Consider the following 15,377-nt stretch of genomic DNA (forward strand, 5'->3'; position numbering starts at 1 on the left):
CTCCTCGAGAACAAAGCCAGCGCTATAGCGATGGCCGGAAATTATACGCTCGCTGCTGGCACTGGGATGGCGATGACTCGCCAGTCATCGCCAACTGCACGAATTTCGGTGATTTTGAGTTCCGGCGCATCCTTCATTTGCGCGAGCGGCCAGTCCAGCAGCGGCCGCGCCGAAGACCCCAGGAACTTGCCGGCGATGAATATCTGGAATTCGTCCACCAGCCCGAGCTGAGCGAAAGCACCCGCCAGCCGTGGACCGGCCTCGACCAACACCTCGTTGACGCCACGGTTGGCGAGTTCGACCAGCAGCTGACGCAAGTCGACCTGGCCATCGTAGCCGGGCACGATCAGGCATTCCGGGCCATTGGCGTACTGCTCTTCCACCGCCACACAGGTGGCGACCAGCGCCGGGCCGGCCTTGAAGAACGGCGCATCCAGCGGTACGCGCAGGCGGCCATCGACCAGCACACGCAACGGCAGCCGGCTCATGGCCAGTGCTGTTTGTTCGGCGTCCAGTCCGAGCTCATCGGCACGCACGGTCAAGCGTGCATTGTCCGCCAGCACCGTGTCGGCGCCGGTCAGCACCACGCTGGCCTGGGCGCGCAGGCGTTGCACCGCCGAGCGTGCTTCCGGACCGGTAATCCACTGGCTTTCGCCGCTTTCCATCGCCGTGCGACCGTCGAGGCTCATGGCCAGCTTGACCCGCACGAACGGCAAGCCGTGCTCCATGCGCTTGAGGAAGCCTTGGTTGAGCTTTCGCGCTTCGCCCTCCAGCACACCACTTTCGGTGGCGATACCGGCCTGAGCCAGGCGTTGCAAACCGCGACCGGCGACTTCCGGATTCGGGTCCTGCATCGCCGCGACCACGCGGGCCACACCGGCATTCACCAGCGCATCGGCACAGGGCGGCGTGCGGCCGTGGTGACTGCAAGGTTCAAGCGTCACATAAGCGGTAGCGCCACGCGCCTGCTCACCGGCCGCGCGCAAGGCGTGGACCTCGGCGTGAGGCTCGCCGGCGCGCTCGTGCCAGCCTTCGCCGACAATCTGCCCATGCTGCACGATCACGCAGCCTACACGCGGGTTGGGGTGCGTTGTGTAATGCCCCTTGCGCGCCAGTTCCAGGGCACGGGCCATGAAATGGGCGTCGAGGATGGCAAGTTCTGCGGGCGTGGTCATTCTTTCACCGGTTCACGGGCCAGGCGATCGATCTCTTCGCGGAACTCGTTGAGGTCCTGGAAGCGGCGATACACCGAGGCAAAGCGGATGTAGGCGACTTCGTCGAGCTTCTGCAGCTCGGCCATCACCAGTTCGCCAACCACGAGGGATTTGACCTCGCGCTCGCCGGTGGCACGCAGTTTGTGTTTGATGTGCACCAGCGACGATTCGAGGCGCTCGACGCTCACCGGGCGCTTCTCCAGCGCGCGCTGCATGCCGGCGCGGAGTTTTTCTTCGTCGAACGGCTGGCGGCTGCCGTCGGTTTTGATCAGGCGCGGCAACACCAGTTCAGCCGTCTCGAACGTCGTGAAACGCTCGCCGCAGGCCAGGCATTCACGCCGGCGGCGCACCTGTTCGCCCTCGGCGACCAGACGCGAGTCGATGACCTTGGTGTCGTTGGCACCGCAGAAGGGACAGTGCATGGTGGCAGGCAACAAAAAAAGGGAGGGCCATGGTAGCGCATCCCGGTGGCAAGACAAGCCATAGGGTTTGCGGTATACAGACGGGATGATCACTTGATCCATGGAATTCAGCTTTATGGAGCCACCAATGTCGTTACGCCCGCTCATTTTGCTCAGTGTTTTCAGCCTGCTGGTGGCTTGCAGCAGCGATGCACCCAAGCCCCAGCCGCCAACACCTGGCCCGGCGCCGCAGCAAGCGCAGAAGAAAGCCCGGGAGGCCGCCGACCTCGGCCCCCTGCCTGCCTATCAGCGTGAGCTGAGCGGCACCCTGCAAGGTGTGCCGGCCGGTGCTGAAGTCGAGCTGGCATTGCTGGTAATCGACGAAAAAGACCGCCCGCAACAATTACTCGCCAGTTCCAGCCTGATCGGCAACAACCAGGTATTGCCGTTTCACTTGCGCTTCAATCCGGAGTCCTTCCCGACAGGCGCCCGTGTGGAACTGCGAGGCCGCGCCAGCCAGTCCGGCCAGTTGATCCTGCACTTGCCATCGCAACTGATTACCCAGCCGACCACCCAGGCCCTGGGCCAATTGCAATTCGTCAAAGCCCCATGAGTGCACCGCTCGAGCTGCAACGGGCCTTGGTTGAATTGCTTGGCGATGCACAACTGGTGGCCTGCCCGTTGCCGGAAACCGATTTGAAGCTGTGGCTGATCGACGGCGACAACATGGACCGCGCCTTCAGCCCCGAAGAAACCCGGCGCATCCTGCATGAGCCGCCGTACTGGAGTTTCTGCTGGGCCAGCGGCCTGGCCGTGGCCCGTTATCTGGCGGAAAACCCGCACTGGGTCGAAGGCAAGCGGGTCCTGGATTTTGGTGCGGGCTCCGGGGTGGCGGGGATTGCCGCCGCCAGGGCCGGCGCACTGGAAGTGCTGGCCTGCGACCTCGATCCACTGGCGATTGCCGCGTGTCAGGCGAATGCCGAGCTCAATGACGTGCAGCTCAACTACTCGACGGATTTTTTCGCCGAGGCTGATCGCTTCGATCTGATCCTGGTGGCGGATGTGCTGTACGACCGGGCGAACCTGCCGCTGCTCGACCAGTTCCTCAGTCGCGGCCGAGAGGCCCTGGTGGCGGATTCCCGGGTACGGGATTTTCGCCATCCGTTGTACCGGCGCATAGAGATGCTCGAAGCCATGACGCTGCCGGATCTGGCCGAACCCCACGAGTTTCGGCATGTGAGCCTCTACCATGCGCAGCGCTAGTTAAAAGCTTCGCGGGCAAGCCCGCTCCCACAATGGTTGGTGTGAACCACACATCTTGTGGCGACTTCAATCCCTGTGGGAGCGGGCTTGCCCGCGAAGGCGCCCTGTCAGGCAACACACCTCTCACGGTCAACCGCTTCCGGCCGCCCCCCACCAAGCCGTATAGTTGCCCCATTCACGCTTCCAAGAGATTGCCCATGAGTCAGGAAACGCCGTATATCTTCGACGCCACGACTGCCGATTTCGACCAGTCGGTGATCGAGAACTCTTTCCACAAGCCGGTGCTGGTGGATTTCTGGGCCGAATGGTGCGCGCCCTGCAAAGTGCTGATGCCGATGTTGCAGAGCATTGCCGAGAGCTATCAGGGTGAGTTGCTGCTGGCCAAGGTCAACTGCGACCTCGAGCAAGACATCGTCGCCCGCTTCGGCATTCGCAGCCTGCCGACCGTGGTGCTGTTCAAGGACGGCCAGCCTGTCGACGGTTTTGCCGGTGCCCAGCCGGAGTCCGCCGTGCGCGCCCTGCTCGAACCCCATGTGCAGATGCCGCCACCGGCCGCCGCCGATCCGTTCGAGCAGGCCCAGGCGCTGTTCGACGACAGCCGCTTTGCCGATGCCGAAGCACTGCTCAAAGTGATCCTGGGTGAAGACAATACCAACGCCAAGGCGCTGATCCTGTACGCCCGCTGCCTGACCGAGCGCGGTGAACTGGGCGAGGCGCAAGCCGTGCTGGATGCGGTCAAGAGCGATGAGCACAAGGCCGCGCTGGCTGGCGCCAAGGCGCAGATCAAGTTTCTCGGTTTGGCCAAGGACTTGCCGGATGCCGCCGACCTGAAGGCACGGCTGGCGAAAGACCCGCTGGACGATGAAGCGGTCTATCAATTGGCGATCCAGCAACTGGCCCGCCAGCAGTACGACGCTGCGCTGGATGCTTTGCTGAAGTTGTTCATCCGCAACCGCAGCTACAGCGAAGGCTTGCCGCACAAGACCTTGCTGCAGGTGTTCGAGTTGCTGGGTAATGATCACCCGCTGGTGAGCATGTACCGTCGTAAATTGTTTGCTGCGTTGTATTGAATTGCCCTTGTAGGAGCGAGCTTGCTCGCGATGGGCATAAGGGCACCGTGGTCATACAGGTAGCCCTCGTTATCGTTGACGTCCATCGCGAGCAAGCTCGCTCCTACAACCAGCGGTAAATCGGCGTATCCCCGCCGCTCAGCACCTTCACATCCGCACAATGGCGCAAACGCACCAGCAGGCGCTTGCCCGCCGCCGCACTGCCGGTCAGGCCTTCCAATTGATCGAGCAAGTCCGGTCCACTCAACTGTCCGGCCTGACGCAGCAAATCCCGGGCGATCTGCCACAGCGCATCATCCTGATTCAGCGGTTTCGCCACCGGGGCGCTGACCGGGGATTTTTCTACCTGCAACTGCGCCCCTAGTCGCGCCCAGTCCGCATCGTCCATCTCCAGGGTCAAATCCACCGGCCAGTCGCCGATGCTTCCGCGAATTCGCAACATAAGTCTGCTCCCGCACTTTTCTTCCCTGCATGCTCCCATGGGACTTGTGCAACGCCAAGCAGGCAGTCAAACTCTCCGCGCTTACGTTATAAGATTACATAACATTTTCTTCATTTTACTTTTCGGAGACTCGCCATGCGTCGTCTGCTTCTCGCTCTGCCGTTTGCCATGTTGCCGCTGGCTGTCGCCCATGCTGCCGACGAACACGATCACGAGCATGGCAGCCTGGGTGCCCACGAACATGGCGTTGGACGCCTGAACGTGGTGTTGGACGGCAAGACCCTGGCGCTGGAACTGCAAAGCCCGGCCATGAACCTGGTGGGGTTCGAACACGTCGCCACCAGCGATGCCGACAAAGCCAAAGTCGCCGCGGCCCGCGCTCTGCTTGAGCAACCGCTGGCCCTGTTCAACCTGCCGAAAGCCGCCGGTTGCGTGGTGGAGAACCAGGAACTGGAAAGCCCGTTGTTCGGTGACGCGCCCGATGCCGACGATGACCATGATGAAGACGACAAAGATGAAGATGGCCACGAACATCATCACGACCACAGCGAAATCCACGCTCATTATCAGTTCACCTGCGCCACACCGGACGCATTGAAGACCCTGGACCTGGCGAACATGTTCAACTCGTTCCCGGCCACTCGGACGATTCAGGTACAACTGATCGGCCCGAACGGGCAGCAAGGCGTTGATGTGACGGCCAAGGCTGCCGCCCTGAAATTCTGATCCACCGCAAATCAAATGTGGGAGCGGGCTTGCTCGCGAAGGCGCCGTATAAGTTTGCATCAATGTCTCTGACACACCGCATTCGCGAGCAAGCCCGCTCCCACAGGGGTTCACCACTAACCTGACCGGTTTCACATGACCCAAGCACTCATCGAACTGTCCGACCTGGGCTTCAGTTGGCCCGGTCACCCGCCACTGCTGGACATCCCGGCGTTTCGCCTGGAGCGCGGTGAAACCCTGTTTCTCAAAGGCCCCAGCGGCAGTGGCAAGACCACCCTGCTCGGCCTGCTCGGCGGCGTGCAAAAGCCCGATCGCGGCAGCATCCGCCTGCTCGGCCAGGAGCTGACGCAGCTGTCGGCCGGCGCCCGTGACCACTTCCGCGTCGATCACACCGGCTACATCTTCCAGCAGTTCAACCTGCTGCCGTTTCTGTCGGTGCGCGAAAACGTCGAACTGCCTTGCCACTTCTCGAAGCTGCGTGCCGAGCGGGCGAAACAGCGTCACGGCAGCGTCGACAAAGCGGCCGCGACGCTGCTCGCCCACCTGGGTCTGAAGGATGCAAACATCCTCGGTCGCCGCGCCGATTCGTTGTCCATCGGCCAGCAACAACGGGTCGCCGCCGCCCGGGCGCTGATCGGGCAACCGGAACTGGTGATCGCCGACGAGCCGACCTCGGCCCTCGATTACGACGCCCGTGAGAACTTCATTCGCCTGTTGTTCGCCGAGTGCCGCGAAGCCGGCTCGAGCCTGTTGTTCGTCAGCCACGACCAGAGCCTGGCGCCGCTGTTCGACCACAACCTGTCGCTGGCCGAACTCAATCGCGCCGCCACCCCGTCCGAGGTCTGAGATGTATCTGTTTCGTCTAGCCATGGCCAGCCTGGCTAACCGCCGCTTCACCGCGATCCTCACGGCGTTCGCCATCGCCCTGTCGGTGTGCCTGCTGCTGGCGGTGGAGCGCGTGCGCACCGAAGCCAAGGCCAGTTTCGCCAGCACCATCAGTGGCACCGACCTGATCGTCGGCGCCCGCTCAGGCTCGGTGAACCTGTTGCTGTACTCGGTGTTCCGTATCGGCAATGCCACCAACAACATCCGCTGGGACAGCTTCGAACACTTCGCCAACAACCCGAAAGTGAAGTGGGCGATCCCGATGTCCCTCGGCGATTCCCATCGCGGCTATCGGGTGATGGGCACCACCGAAGCCTACTTCGAGCATTACCAGTACGGCCGCCAGCAACACCTGGCGCTGGCCGATGGCCGGGCGTTTGCGACCGACCCGTTCGAAGTGGTGCTCGGTGCCGAAGTGGCCGAGGCACTGCACTACAAACTCGGTGAAAAACTGGTGCTGGCCCACGGCGTGGCGGCGATCAGCCTGGTCAAGCACGACGACAAGCCGTTCACCGTGGTCGGCATTCTCAAACGCACCGGCACGCCGGTGGACCGCACGCTGCACATCAGCCTCGGCGGTATGGAAGCGATTCACATCGACTGGCATAACGGCGTGCCGGCCCGGGGCGAGGGCCGAATCACGGCCGATCAGGCACGCAACATGGACCTTACGCCGCAAGCGATCACCGCGTTCATGCTCGGTCTGAACAACAAGATTTCGACCTTTGCCCTGCAACGGGAAATCAATGAATTCCGAGGTGAGCCGATGCTGGCGATCCTGCCGGGCGTGGCGCTGCAGGAGCTATGGAGCCTGATGGGCACGGCGGAAAAAGCCCTGTTCGTGGTCTCGCTGTTTGTGGTGCTGACCGGGTTGATCGGCATGCTCACGGCCATTCTCACCAGCCTCAACGAACGCCGCCGGGAAATGGCGATCCTGCGTTCGGTGGGTGCGCGCCCCTGGCACATCGCGACGCTGCTGGTGCTCGAAGCCTTTGCCCTGGCACTGTCGGGCGTGATCGCCGGCGTGGCGTTGCTGTACGTGTGCATCGCCGCGGCCCAGGGTTATGTGCAGGCCAACTATGGTCTGTATCTGCCGCTGTCCTGGCCAAGCGAGTATGAATGGACGTTGCTCGGTGGCATCCTGATCGCCGCGTTGCTGATGGGCAGCGTGCCGGCCTGGCGCGCCTATCGCCAATCCCTGGCCGACGGCCTGTCGATCCGCTTATGAGGACGTTGAAAATGCCCCGCGCTGTACTTGCGCTGCTGATGCTGGTCGCCCTGCCCCTGTGGGCGGCCCAGCCGCGAGATTTGACCTGGTCGGAGATGATTCCGCCGGATGCGCCGAAAGAAGTGCCGAACATGACGCCGCTGCATGACCTGTCGCAGATGAGCAATGCGCTGTCGGCCGAGTCGGCGCCCGCCGCCAGGCAAGACTTGCCCAACGCACCGGTGGTCAAGACCCTCGATGGCCAGAGCATTCGTCTGCCGGGTTACATCGTGCCGCTGGAAGTGAGCGAGGAAGGACGCACCACGGAGTTTCTGCTGGTGCCCTATTTCGGCGCCTGCATCCACGTACCGCCACCGCCGTCGAACCAGATCGTGCACGTCAAAAGCGAAGTCGGCGTGAAGCTCGACGAGTTGTATCAGCCGTACTGGATCGAGGGCGCATTGCAGGTCAAGGCGTCCACCAGCGAACTGGCGGATGCCGGGTATCAGATGGAGGCGGACAAGATTTATCTGTATGAATTGCCGGAGTGAGTCCGGTAGTCATGGGTTGCTTTAAAGTCAGTCATCGCGAGCAAGCTCGCTCCCACACTTGATCTGTGTCTCGACTCAAATCCCCTGTGGGAGCGAGCTTGCTCGCGATGAGGCCATCAGCAACACCACAAAAATCACTCCCTCCCCACTTTCATTGAGCTGCATCAAAAGACCGAATCGTTAGGCGCCTTACCATTGGACATCGAACATTTTTAACGTCCTCTGGAGCCCCCATGAACAAGTCCTTGCTCAGCGCTTCGCTGGTTGCCCTTGCGCTCGCAGCCCCGCTCGCCAATGCTTTCGAAGCCGGTGACATTATCCTCCGTGCCGGCGCCATCACCGTCGACCCGGAAGCCGACAGCTCCAGCGTCAAGGTTGATCAAGGCCCGCTGGCGGGTGCCGACCTGGGTGGCAAAGCGACTCTGAGCAGCGACACACAGCTTGGTCTGAACTTCGCCTACATGCTCACAAACCACCTCGGTATCGAGCTGCTCGCGGCAACCCCCTTCGAACATGATGTGAAAATCAAGGGCACCGCGCTGGCCCCTGCCAATGGCAAGCTCGGTAGCATCAAACAGCTGCCGCCAACCTTGAGCCTGGTGTATTACCCGCTGGATCCCAAGTCGGCGTTCCAGCCGTACATCGGCGGTGGCATCAACTACACCTATATCTACGACGAACATGTCGGCAGCCGAGCCCAGTCCGCCGGTTTCAGCAATTTCAAGGCGGATAACTCATGGGGTCTGGCCTGGCAGGTCGGTGCCGACTACATGCTGACCGACAACGTGATGATTAACGCCCAGGTGCGCTACATCGACATCGATACCACCGCCACTGTGGAAAACAACGCCATTGCACCGGGCACCCGGGCCAAGGTCGATGTGGATGTGGATCCGTTCGTCTACATGGTCGGTCTGGGCTACAAGTTCTAAGTAACGTTCACGTGGTGGTGGATGAGGCCGTGGCGAGCAAACTCAATACTGATGACGACCGTGACGGGGTCGATCTGGAGCAAGCTCCCTCGCCATAGAAGTTGCACACGCTGTAAGTAAATTCCGGCCGTGAAAAAGGCGCCTGTAAAAAGGCGCCTTTTTCATGTCCACGGGTGAGCGATCTATCGCCCCAGCAACCGCGCCAGCCCCACACTCATCGGTGTTTGCGAGGAGGTGCGAAAGCGCTCCAGCAGACGCCGGTTGTTCGCCCGGGAATGACGGATGTCACCGGAGCGCGCCGGGCCGTAGCTTACCGGCGGCAGCTGGCCGACCACGGCTTCAAGCGCTTCGAGCATTTGCTTGAGGGTCGTCGCCTGGTTCCAGCCAACGTTGACCGCACCGACTTCGGCCCGGGGCTTCTCGATGGCCTGCACCAGCAAGTCGACCAGGTCTTCGACGTAGACAAAATCCCGGGTTTGCTCACCATCGCCGAACACGGTGATCGGCAAGCCCTTCAATGCGCGCTCGCTGAAAATGCTGATCACCCCGGAGTACGGCGAAGACGGATCCTGGCGCGGGCCGAAGATGTTGAAGAAGCGAAAAATCACCGGTTCCAGCCCATGCTGGCGACGGTAGAAATCGAAGTACTGCTCGCTGGCCAGTTTGTCCACCGCATACGGCGTCAGCGGCGCCTTTGGGGTGTCTTCGTCGATCGACTCGCCCTCGCCATTGTTGCCATACACCGCCGCGCTGGAGGCGAACAGCACGCGTTTGACCCCGGCCTGGCGCATGGCTTCGCAGACGTTCAGCGTGCCGATGAAGTTGCTCTGGTGCGTGCGCACCGGATCGTCCACCGAGGCCTGTACCGACGCTACGGCGGCCAGGTGCGCCACGGCGCTGCAACCGGCCATCGCCTGGGCGACCACAGCCGCATCGGCCACGTCGCCGACGATCAGTTCGACCTTGGGATTATCCAGCGGCAGATTGCTGCGCTTGCCGGTGGACAGGTCATCGAGAATCCGCACCGCGTGGCCCTTGGCGAGCAGGGCGTCAGTCAGGTGCGAACCAATGAAACCGGCACCACCGGTGATCAAAACGGGACCGTCAGCCATGGCGATAGAACCTGTCCAGTAGACCGGGAAGCGCCGCACGCCAGGCGCGTGGCTTGATCCCGAAGGTGTGCAGAATTTTCTTGCAGGCCAATACCGCGTGTTGCGGCTCTTCCGCAGCATCCGGACGCGCGGCGTGGGCCTGGGCGGTCGGAGCTTCGATGGCCAGCGGATGCAGGCTGCGGGCTTCGGTCAGAATCGCCTGCCCCAGCGCCAGCGGCGTGGTCGCCTCATGCCCGGCGTAGTGGTAGGTGCCCCACAGTGGCGCGGCGCAATCGAGTTGCTTGAGCACTGAAATGATCACACGGGCGGCATCGTCGACCGGCGTCGGATTGCCGCGCCGGTCGTCGGCCATCAGCAGTTCTTCGGGTTGTTCGGCACGGGCGAGGAAGCGGCCAAGGGCACCGTCCGGGCTGTCGTCCAGCAGCCAGCCAAAACGCAGCAGTACGTGTTGCGGGCAGGTGGCGCGAACGCTTTGCTCGATCCGCCACAACGCCTGCCCCCGCAAGCCCAAGGGAACCGGTTCGTCTTTTTCGCTGTAAGCCGTGGCGCGGGAGCCGTCGAACACGCGATAGCTGGAAGGTTGCAGCAGGACGATGTTGTGATGCTGGCACAGTTCCGCCAGACGCTCGATCGCGCGCTCCTGGCCGGCCAGACGCTGTTCGCTGACCGCTTCTGCCTGAAACCAGTCGAAGTAGTAGGCAAGGTTGATCAATGCATCGGGACGGGTGTCGTCGAGCAGTTGCGTCAGGCTCGCGGCATCCCAGCCGTCTTGCGGCGGGCGGGGGGCGAGGAAACCGATGTCTTCCTCCGCACCGAGGCGAATCAGCGCCTGCCCAAGGGCATTTCCGCCGCCCAGTAACATAAGGCGCATTCGCATAGAGTCAGCAGGCCCAGTCTGATTGGAACGATGGCTATATCGACATCGCCCCCAGGCGATGTCGTTGGTAATTGCCGGAATCGTTGCATTTTGCGGGTTTAGTGCGCAACCGTCATCCGTAAAGTGTAGATGTCCGGGATTTGTGGTGCTGCCACTGGCCTCATCGCGAGCAAGCTCGCTCCCACAATGGTTTTGTGAACACCGCCCCCCTGTGGGAGCGAGCTTGCTCGCGATGGGGCCCTGTCAGTCAACAGAGATCCCGAGCGGTACTTGCATCTTGCGCCCCCCACCCGCATAACTTGCTGCATGAACCTGCCCATCCCCGCAGACAGTGCCCTGAGCGGCTTCCACCCCGCCGTCAGTGCCTGGTTCAGCCACACGTTCGCAGCGGTCACCGCCGCCCAGGCCCGGGCGTGGCCGTTGATCCGCCAGCGCCGCTCGACCCTGGTCGCCGCGCCCACCGGCTCCGGCAAGACCCTCACCGCGTTTCTCGCGGTCATCGACGACCTGGTGCACCGCGGTCTGGAAAGCCCCGAAGGCTTGCCCGATGCAACGCTGGTGGTCTACGTCTCGCCGCTCAAGGCACTGTCCAACGACATCCGGATCAACCTGCAAAACCCGTTGGCCGGCATTACCGAGCAATTGCGTGTGATGGGGCTGCCCGAACTGCAGATCAGCACCGCCGTGCGTACCGGCGATACACCGCAAAAAGACCGCTCGGCGATGCGCAAGACGGCGCCGCACATTCTGGTGACCACACCGGAATCCCTGTACGTGCTGCTCGGTTCCGACTCCGGTCGGCAGATGCTCGGTACGACACAAACGGTGATCATCGACGAAATCCATGCCATGGCCGCCAGCAAGCGTGGCAGCCATCTGGCCCTGAGCCTTGAACGCCTGCAGGCACTCTGCCCCGAGCCGCTGCTGCGCATCGGTCTGTCGGCCACGCAAAAACCCATCAAGGCCGTGTCGCGTTTCCTGGTCGGTCGCGACCGCCCGTGCGAGATCGTCGACATCGGCCACGCCCGCCCCCGCGACCTGGACATCGAAGTGCCGCCCGTGCCGCTGTCGGCCGTGATGGCCAACGATGTCTGGGAACTGGTCTACGACCGCCTCGCCGCCCTCGCCCGGGAACACCGGACCACGCTGATTTTCGTCAACACCCGGCGTTTGGCTGAACGCCTGAGCCGGCACCTGAGCGAACGCCTTGGCAAGGACGCCGTAGCAGCCCACCACGGCAGCCTGGCCAAGGAGTTTCGCCTGGACGCCGAGCAGCGGCTCAAGCGTGGCGACCTGCAAGTGCTGATCGCCACGGCATCGCTGGAACTGGGGATCGACATCGGCGACGTCGACCTGGTGTGCCAGATCGCCTCGCCGCGCTCGATTGCCGGGTTTCTGCAACGGGTCGGCCGTTCCGGGCACCAGGTCGGCGGCACGCCCAAGGGCCGCTTGTTCGCCACCACTCGCGACGACCTGATCGAATGCGCCGCGCTGCTCGACTGCGTGCGCCGGGGCGAACTCGATACCTTGCTGATCCCGCAGGCGCCGCTGGACGTGCTGGCGCAGCAGATCATCGCCGAAGTCAGTTGCCAGGAGTGGCCTGAGCAAGCACTGCTGGCGATGCTGCGCCGCGCCTCGCCCTACGCAGGACTCGACGACAAACACTATCAGGCGCTGCTGCAGATGCTCGCCGAGGGCTACAACGGGCGTCAGGGCATCCGTAGCGCCTACCTGCACCGCGACGCCGTGAGCCGCACCCTGCGCGGGCGCCGTGGCGCGAAACTGACCGCAGTGACCAGTGGCGGGACCATTCCGGACAATGCCGACTACAGCGTGCTGCTGGAGCCTCAAGGGCTGAACATCGGCACCATCAACGAAGACTTCGCGGTGGAAAGCATCGCCGGGGATATCTTCCAGTTGGGCAATACCTCCTATCGAATCCTGCGGGTGGAAACCGGCAAGGTGCGGGTCGAGGATGCCCAGGGTCAGCCGCCGACCATTCCGTTCTGGCTCGGTGAAGCGCCGGGGCGCAGCGCCGAATTGTCCTCGGCGGTGGCGCGCCTGCAGGCAAAACTCGACGACCTGCTGGGTACCGCACCAGGCAACTTGCAACCAGCGCTCGACTGGCTGACCGAAACCCTGGGCCTGAACCTCGCCAGCGCCGAACAGCTGGTGGACTACCTGGCCCGCGCACGACAGACGCTGGGTGCCCTGCCATCCCAAGACACGCTGCTGATGGAGCGTTTTTTCGACGAGTCCGGCGGCACCCAGCTGGTCATTCATACGCCGTTCGGCAGCCGCATCAACCGCGCCTGGGGCCTGGCCCTGCGCAAGCGCTTCTGTCGCACCTTCAACTTCGAGCTGCAGGCCGCCGCCAGCGAAGACGCCATCGTGCTGTCGCTGTCCACCAGCCACAGTTTTGAACTGGACGATGTCTGGCGCTACCTGCACAGCAACAGCGCCGAGCACATCCTGATCCAGGCCGTGCTCGACGCGCCGCTGTTCGGCGTGCGCTGGCGCTGGAATGCCGGCGTGGCCCTGGCGCTGCCGCGCTACAGCGGCGGGCGCAAAGTCCCGCCGCAGATCCAGCGGATGAAAAGCGAAGACCTGATCGCCAGCGTGTTTCCCGATCAGATTGCCTGTGTGGAAAACCTCGCTGGCGAACGGGAGATTCCCGACCATCCGCTGGTGGAACAGACCCTCGACGATTGCCTGCACGAAGCCATGGACACTGAAGGCTGGCTGGCCTTGTTGCGGCGCATGGAACGCGGTGACATTCGCCTGATCAGCCGCGACCTGCCGGCGCCCTCGCCGCTGGCGGCGGAGATCCTCAGCGCCCGCCCCTACACCTTTCTCGACGATGCACCGCTTGAAGAGCGCCGCACCCAAGCGGTACTCAATCGACGCTGGAGCGATCCGCAATCCCCCGACGACCTCGGTGCACTGGACGCCGAGGCGATTGCCGCCGTGCGCGACGAAGCCTGGCCGGCGCCCTCCAGTATCGATGAAATGCACGAGGCCTTGATGAGCCTGGCGTGCATCACCGATGCCGAGGCCGGCGCCAATCCGCAATGGCTCGACTGGCTCAAGACCCTGGCCGACAGCGGACGCGCGAGTCGTTTACAGATCAATGCCGGCCAATCGTTGTGGCTGGCGCTGGAGCGCCTGACCTGCCTGCGGGCCATTTATCCACAGGCCGAATTGACGCCACCGCTGCAAGCGCTGCCGGACTTCGATGAAACCTGGGCACCCGACGAAGCCGTCCTCGAACTGATCCGCGCACGGCTCAGCGCCTTCGGCCCGCTTGCGCTCGAGCGCATTGCCGAACCACTCGGCATGCCCGCAGCACAAGTGACCCAGACCCTGGCGCAACTGGAACGCGAAGGCTACGTGTTGCGCGGTCGCTTCACCCCGGGCATCGCCGAAGAAGAATGGTGCGAGCGGCATTTGCTGGCGCGGATTCATCGCTATACGGTCAAGCGCCTGCGCCGGGAAATCGAACCGGTGGCACTGCAGGATTTCATGCGATTCCTGTTCGATTGGCAGCATGTGTCGACTGCAAGCCAGGGCCAGGGCGCTGCGGTACTGCCAGCCATCGTCGGGCAATTCGAAGGCTACCCCGCCGCCGCTTCCGCCTGGGACAGCGACATCCTGCCCGCACGAATCAAGGACTACTCGGCGACCTGGCTGGATGAGTTGTGCCGCAGCGGCAGGCTGGTGTGGACGCGGCTGACTGCGCACAACAAAAGCGCCGGCACCGCATTGCGCAGCACACCGGTTGTGTTGCTGCCGCGCAGTCGGGTCGGCCTCTGGAGCGACTTGACCGAACAGACACCGGTAAGCGAACTGTCGCCGAAAACACAAAAGGTCCACGCCGCCCTCAGCCAGCACGGCGCGTTGTTTTTCGATGAGCTGATCCATGAGGCGCACTTGTTGCGTTCGGAGCTGGAAATCGCCCTGCAGGAACTGGTGGGCGCGGGGCTGGTGAACGCCGACAGCTTTGCCGGTCTGCGTGCCCTGATCACCCCGGCCAGCAAGCGCCAGCCGCGCAACAGTCGGCGTGGCCGCGGTGCATTCATCGGTGGCATGGACGATGCCGGGCGCTGGGCCTTGTTGCGACGCGCGCCAACGGTCCCGGTGGTGGAAAACCAGCGTCCCTCGCCGACGCCGGCCGATACCCTGGAACACATCGCCATGACCTTGCTGCGTCGCTACGGCGTGGTGTTCTGGCGCTTGCTGGAACGTGAGGCAGACTGGCTGCCGAGCTGGCGCGAACTGCTGCGCACCTTCCATCGCCTGGAGGCACGCGGCGAGATTCGTGGGGGCCGGTTTGTCAGCGGCCTGGCGGGCGAGCAATTCGCCCTGCCCGAAGCGATTCCCTTGCTGCGGGAGGTGCGACGTCGGCCCCATGACGGCAGTTTGGTCGCGGTGTGCGGGGTCGATCCGCTGAACCTCGCCGGCACGCTATTACCTGGTGCGAAAGTCCCGGCGCTTACGAGCAATCGGCTGGTGTATCGCGATGGTTTGCCGGTTGCTGCCGAGATTGCCGGCAAGCAACAGTTTTGGGGGGAGCTGGATCAGCAGGCGAGTGCCGAGGTGCGCAGCAAGCTGATCCGGCATTGAGGTTGTCTGGTCTGGCCCCTTCGCGAGCAGGCTCGCTCCCACAGTTGATCTGTGTCGTTCACAAATCCCCCTGT

14 protein-coding genes are annotated in these 15,377 nt (G+C 63.2%); 9 read left to right on the forward strand and 5 right to left on the reverse strand.

Features of this window, described 5'->3' with window-relative positions; translation table 11 throughout:
* Positions 1-41: 41 nt before the first annotated feature.
* Positions 42-1,175, reverse strand: a complete 1,134-nt coding sequence (gene ribD, locus KW838_RS19705; protein WP_218502743.1) for a bifunctional diaminohydroxyphosphoribosylaminopyrimidine deaminase/5-amino-6-(5-phosphoribosylamino)uracil reductase RibD — start codon at positions 1,173-1,175, stop codon at positions 42-44.
* Positions 1,172-1,636 (reverse strand): transcriptional regulator NrdR, encoded by a 465-nt coding sequence (nrdR, locus tag KW838_RS19710; protein ID WP_003228656.1) that lies wholly within the window; start codon positions 1,634-1,636, stop codon positions 1,172-1,174. The genes ribD and nrdR overlap by 4 nt, the downstream gene beginning before the upstream one ends.
* A 127-nt stretch (positions 1,637-1,763) precedes the next feature.
* Here nrdR and KW838_RS19715 point away from each other — a divergent pair, with 127 nt between their 5' ends.
* From KW838_RS19715 to trxA, 3 genes are all read left to right on the forward strand, one after another.
* Positions 1,764-2,228, forward strand: coding sequence for a YbaY family lipoprotein (locus tag KW838_RS19715; protein ID WP_015097013.1), 465 nt, complete (start codon positions 1,764-1,766; stop codon positions 2,226-2,228).
* Positions 2,225-2,878: a methyltransferase gene (locus tag KW838_RS19720; RefSeq protein WP_218502745.1), complete on the forward strand. Its 654-nt coding sequence runs from the start codon at positions 2,225-2,227 to the stop codon at positions 2,876-2,878. Before KW838_RS19715 ends, KW838_RS19720 begins: the two co-directional genes overlap by 4 nt.
* A gap of 197 nt (positions 2,879-3,075) precedes the next feature.
* Positions 3,076-3,948: a thioredoxin gene (trxA, locus tag KW838_RS19725; RefSeq protein ID WP_218502755.1), complete on the forward strand. Its 873-nt coding sequence runs from the start codon at positions 3,076-3,078 to the stop codon at positions 3,946-3,948.
* Positions 3,949-4,051: 103 nt separating this feature from the next.
* Here trxA and KW838_RS19730 read toward each other — a convergent pair whose 3' ends face one another.
* Positions 4,052-4,390 carry a hypothetical protein gene (locus KW838_RS19730; RefSeq protein ID WP_218502758.1) on the reverse strand — a complete coding sequence of 113 codons (339 nt, stop codon included), beginning with the start codon at positions 4,388-4,390 and terminating at the stop codon, positions 4,052-4,054.
* Between the two features lie 135 nt (positions 4,391-4,525).
* Here KW838_RS19730 and KW838_RS19735 point away from each other — a divergent pair, with 135 nt between their 5' ends.
* From KW838_RS19735 to KW838_RS19755, 5 genes are all read left to right on the forward strand, one after another.
* Complete coding sequence (locus KW838_RS19735) at positions 4,526-5,116, forward strand: DUF2796 domain-containing protein (RefSeq protein WP_218502759.1); 591 nt, start codon at positions 4,526-4,528, stop codon at positions 5,114-5,116.
* Positions 5,117-5,251: 135 nt separating this feature from the next.
* Positions 5,252-5,962, forward strand: a complete 711-nt coding sequence (locus tag KW838_RS19740; protein ID WP_007970153.1) for an ABC transporter ATP-binding protein — start codon at positions 5,252-5,254, stop codon at positions 5,960-5,962.
* Between the two features lies 1 nt (position 5,963).
* Entirely contained in the window at positions 5,964-7,229 is a 1,266-nt protein-coding gene (locus tag KW838_RS19745) for an ABC transporter permease (protein WP_218502761.1), read from the forward strand.
* Positions 7,230-7,240: 11 nt separating this feature from the next.
* On the forward strand, positions 7,241-7,759 hold the full coding sequence (locus KW838_RS19750; protein ID WP_015097018.1) for a DUF3299 domain-containing protein: 519 nt from the start codon (positions 7,241-7,243) through the stop codon (positions 7,757-7,759).
* 233 nt (positions 7,760-7,992) lie between these two features.
* Positions 7,993-8,691: an OmpW family protein gene (locus KW838_RS19755; protein ID WP_095965761.1), complete on the forward strand. Its 699-nt coding sequence runs from the start codon at positions 7,993-7,995 to the stop codon at positions 8,689-8,691.
* Between the two features lie 182 nt (positions 8,692-8,873).
* On the opposite strand, the gene KW838_RS19760 is transcribed toward KW838_RS19755, so the two are convergent.
* Both KW838_RS19760 and KW838_RS19765 read right to left on the reverse strand, forming a co-directional pair.
* The gene (locus KW838_RS19760; RefSeq protein WP_218502765.1) at positions 8,874-9,803 is read right to left on the reverse strand and encodes an NAD-dependent epimerase/dehydratase family protein; all 930 of its coding nucleotides are present in this window, start codon (positions 9,801-9,803) and stop codon (positions 8,874-8,876) included.
* On the reverse strand, positions 9,796-10,680 hold the full coding sequence (locus KW838_RS19765) for a sugar nucleotide-binding protein (protein WP_007970144.1): 885 nt from the start codon (positions 10,678-10,680) through the stop codon (positions 9,796-9,798). Before KW838_RS19765 ends, KW838_RS19760 begins: the two co-directional genes overlap by 8 nt.
* 306 nt (positions 10,681-10,986) lie before the next feature.
* On the opposite strand from KW838_RS19765, the gene KW838_RS19770 reads away from it, so the two are divergent.
* A complete protein-coding gene (locus tag KW838_RS19770) occupies positions 10,987-15,303 on the forward strand; it encodes a DNA glycosylase AlkZ-like family protein (RefSeq protein WP_218502778.1) in 4,317 nt (1,438 codons plus the stop codon).
* The last annotated feature ends 74 nt before the right edge of the window (positions 15,304-15,377 follow it).

It is taken from the genome of Pseudomonas sp. PDM27 (assembly GCF_019219205.1).
Taxonomy (GTDB): Bacteria; Pseudomonadota; Gammaproteobacteria; order Pseudomonadales; family Pseudomonadaceae; genus Aquipseudomonas; species Aquipseudomonas laurylsulfatiphila.

Bases quoted from the DNA above. Each gene is read 5' to 3' on its own strand.
- KW838_RS19735 (WP_218502759.1), top strand. From the start codon at position 4,526: ATGCGTCGTCTGCTTCTCGCTCTGCCGTTTGCCATGTTGCCGCTGGCT.
- KW838_RS19755 (WP_095965761.1), top strand. From the start codon at position 7,993: ATGAACAAGTCCTTGCTCAGCGCTTCGCTGGTTGCCCTTGCGCTCGCA.
- KW838_RS19750 (WP_015097018.1), top strand. From the start codon at position 7,241: ATGCCCCGCGCTGTACTTGCGCTGCTGATGCTGGTCGCCCTGCCCCTG.
- KW838_RS19745 (WP_218502761.1), top strand. From the start codon at position 5,964: ATGTATCTGTTTCGTCTAGCCATGGCCAGCCTGGCTAACCGCCGCTTC.
- KW838_RS19720 (WP_218502745.1), top strand. From the start codon at position 2,225: ATGAGTGCACCGCTCGAGCTGCAACGGGCCTTGGTTGAATTGCTTGGC.
- KW838_RS19715 (WP_015097013.1), top strand. From the start codon at position 1,764: ATGTCGTTACGCCCGCTCATTTTGCTCAGTGTTTTCAGCCTGCTGGTG.
- KW838_RS19770 (WP_218502778.1), top strand. From the start codon at position 10,987: ATGAACCTGCCCATCCCCGCAGACAGTGCCCTGAGCGGCTTCCACCCC.
- nrdR (WP_003228656.1), bottom strand. From the start codon at position 1,636: ATGCACTGTCCCTTCTGCGGTGCCAACGACACCAAGGTCATCGACTCG.
- KW838_RS19740 (WP_007970153.1), top strand. From the start codon at position 5,252: ATGACCCAAGCACTCATCGAACTGTCCGACCTGGGCTTCAGTTGGCCC.
- KW838_RS19765 (WP_007970144.1), bottom strand. From the start codon at position 10,680: ATGCGAATGCGCCTTATGTTACTGGGCGGCGGAAATGCCCTTGGGCAG.
- KW838_RS19760 (WP_218502765.1), bottom strand. From the start codon at position 9,803: ATGGCTGACGGTCCCGTTTTGATCACCGGTGGTGCCGGTTTCATTGGT.
- ribD (WP_218502743.1), bottom strand. From the start codon at position 1,175: ATGACCACGCCCGCAGAACTTGCCATCCTCGACGCCCATTTCATGGCC.
- trxA (WP_218502755.1), top strand. From the start codon at position 3,076: ATGAGTCAGGAAACGCCGTATATCTTCGACGCCACGACTGCCGATTTC.
- KW838_RS19730 (WP_218502758.1), bottom strand. From the start codon at position 4,390: ATGTTGCGAATTCGCGGAAGCATCGGCGACTGGCCGGTGGATTTGACC.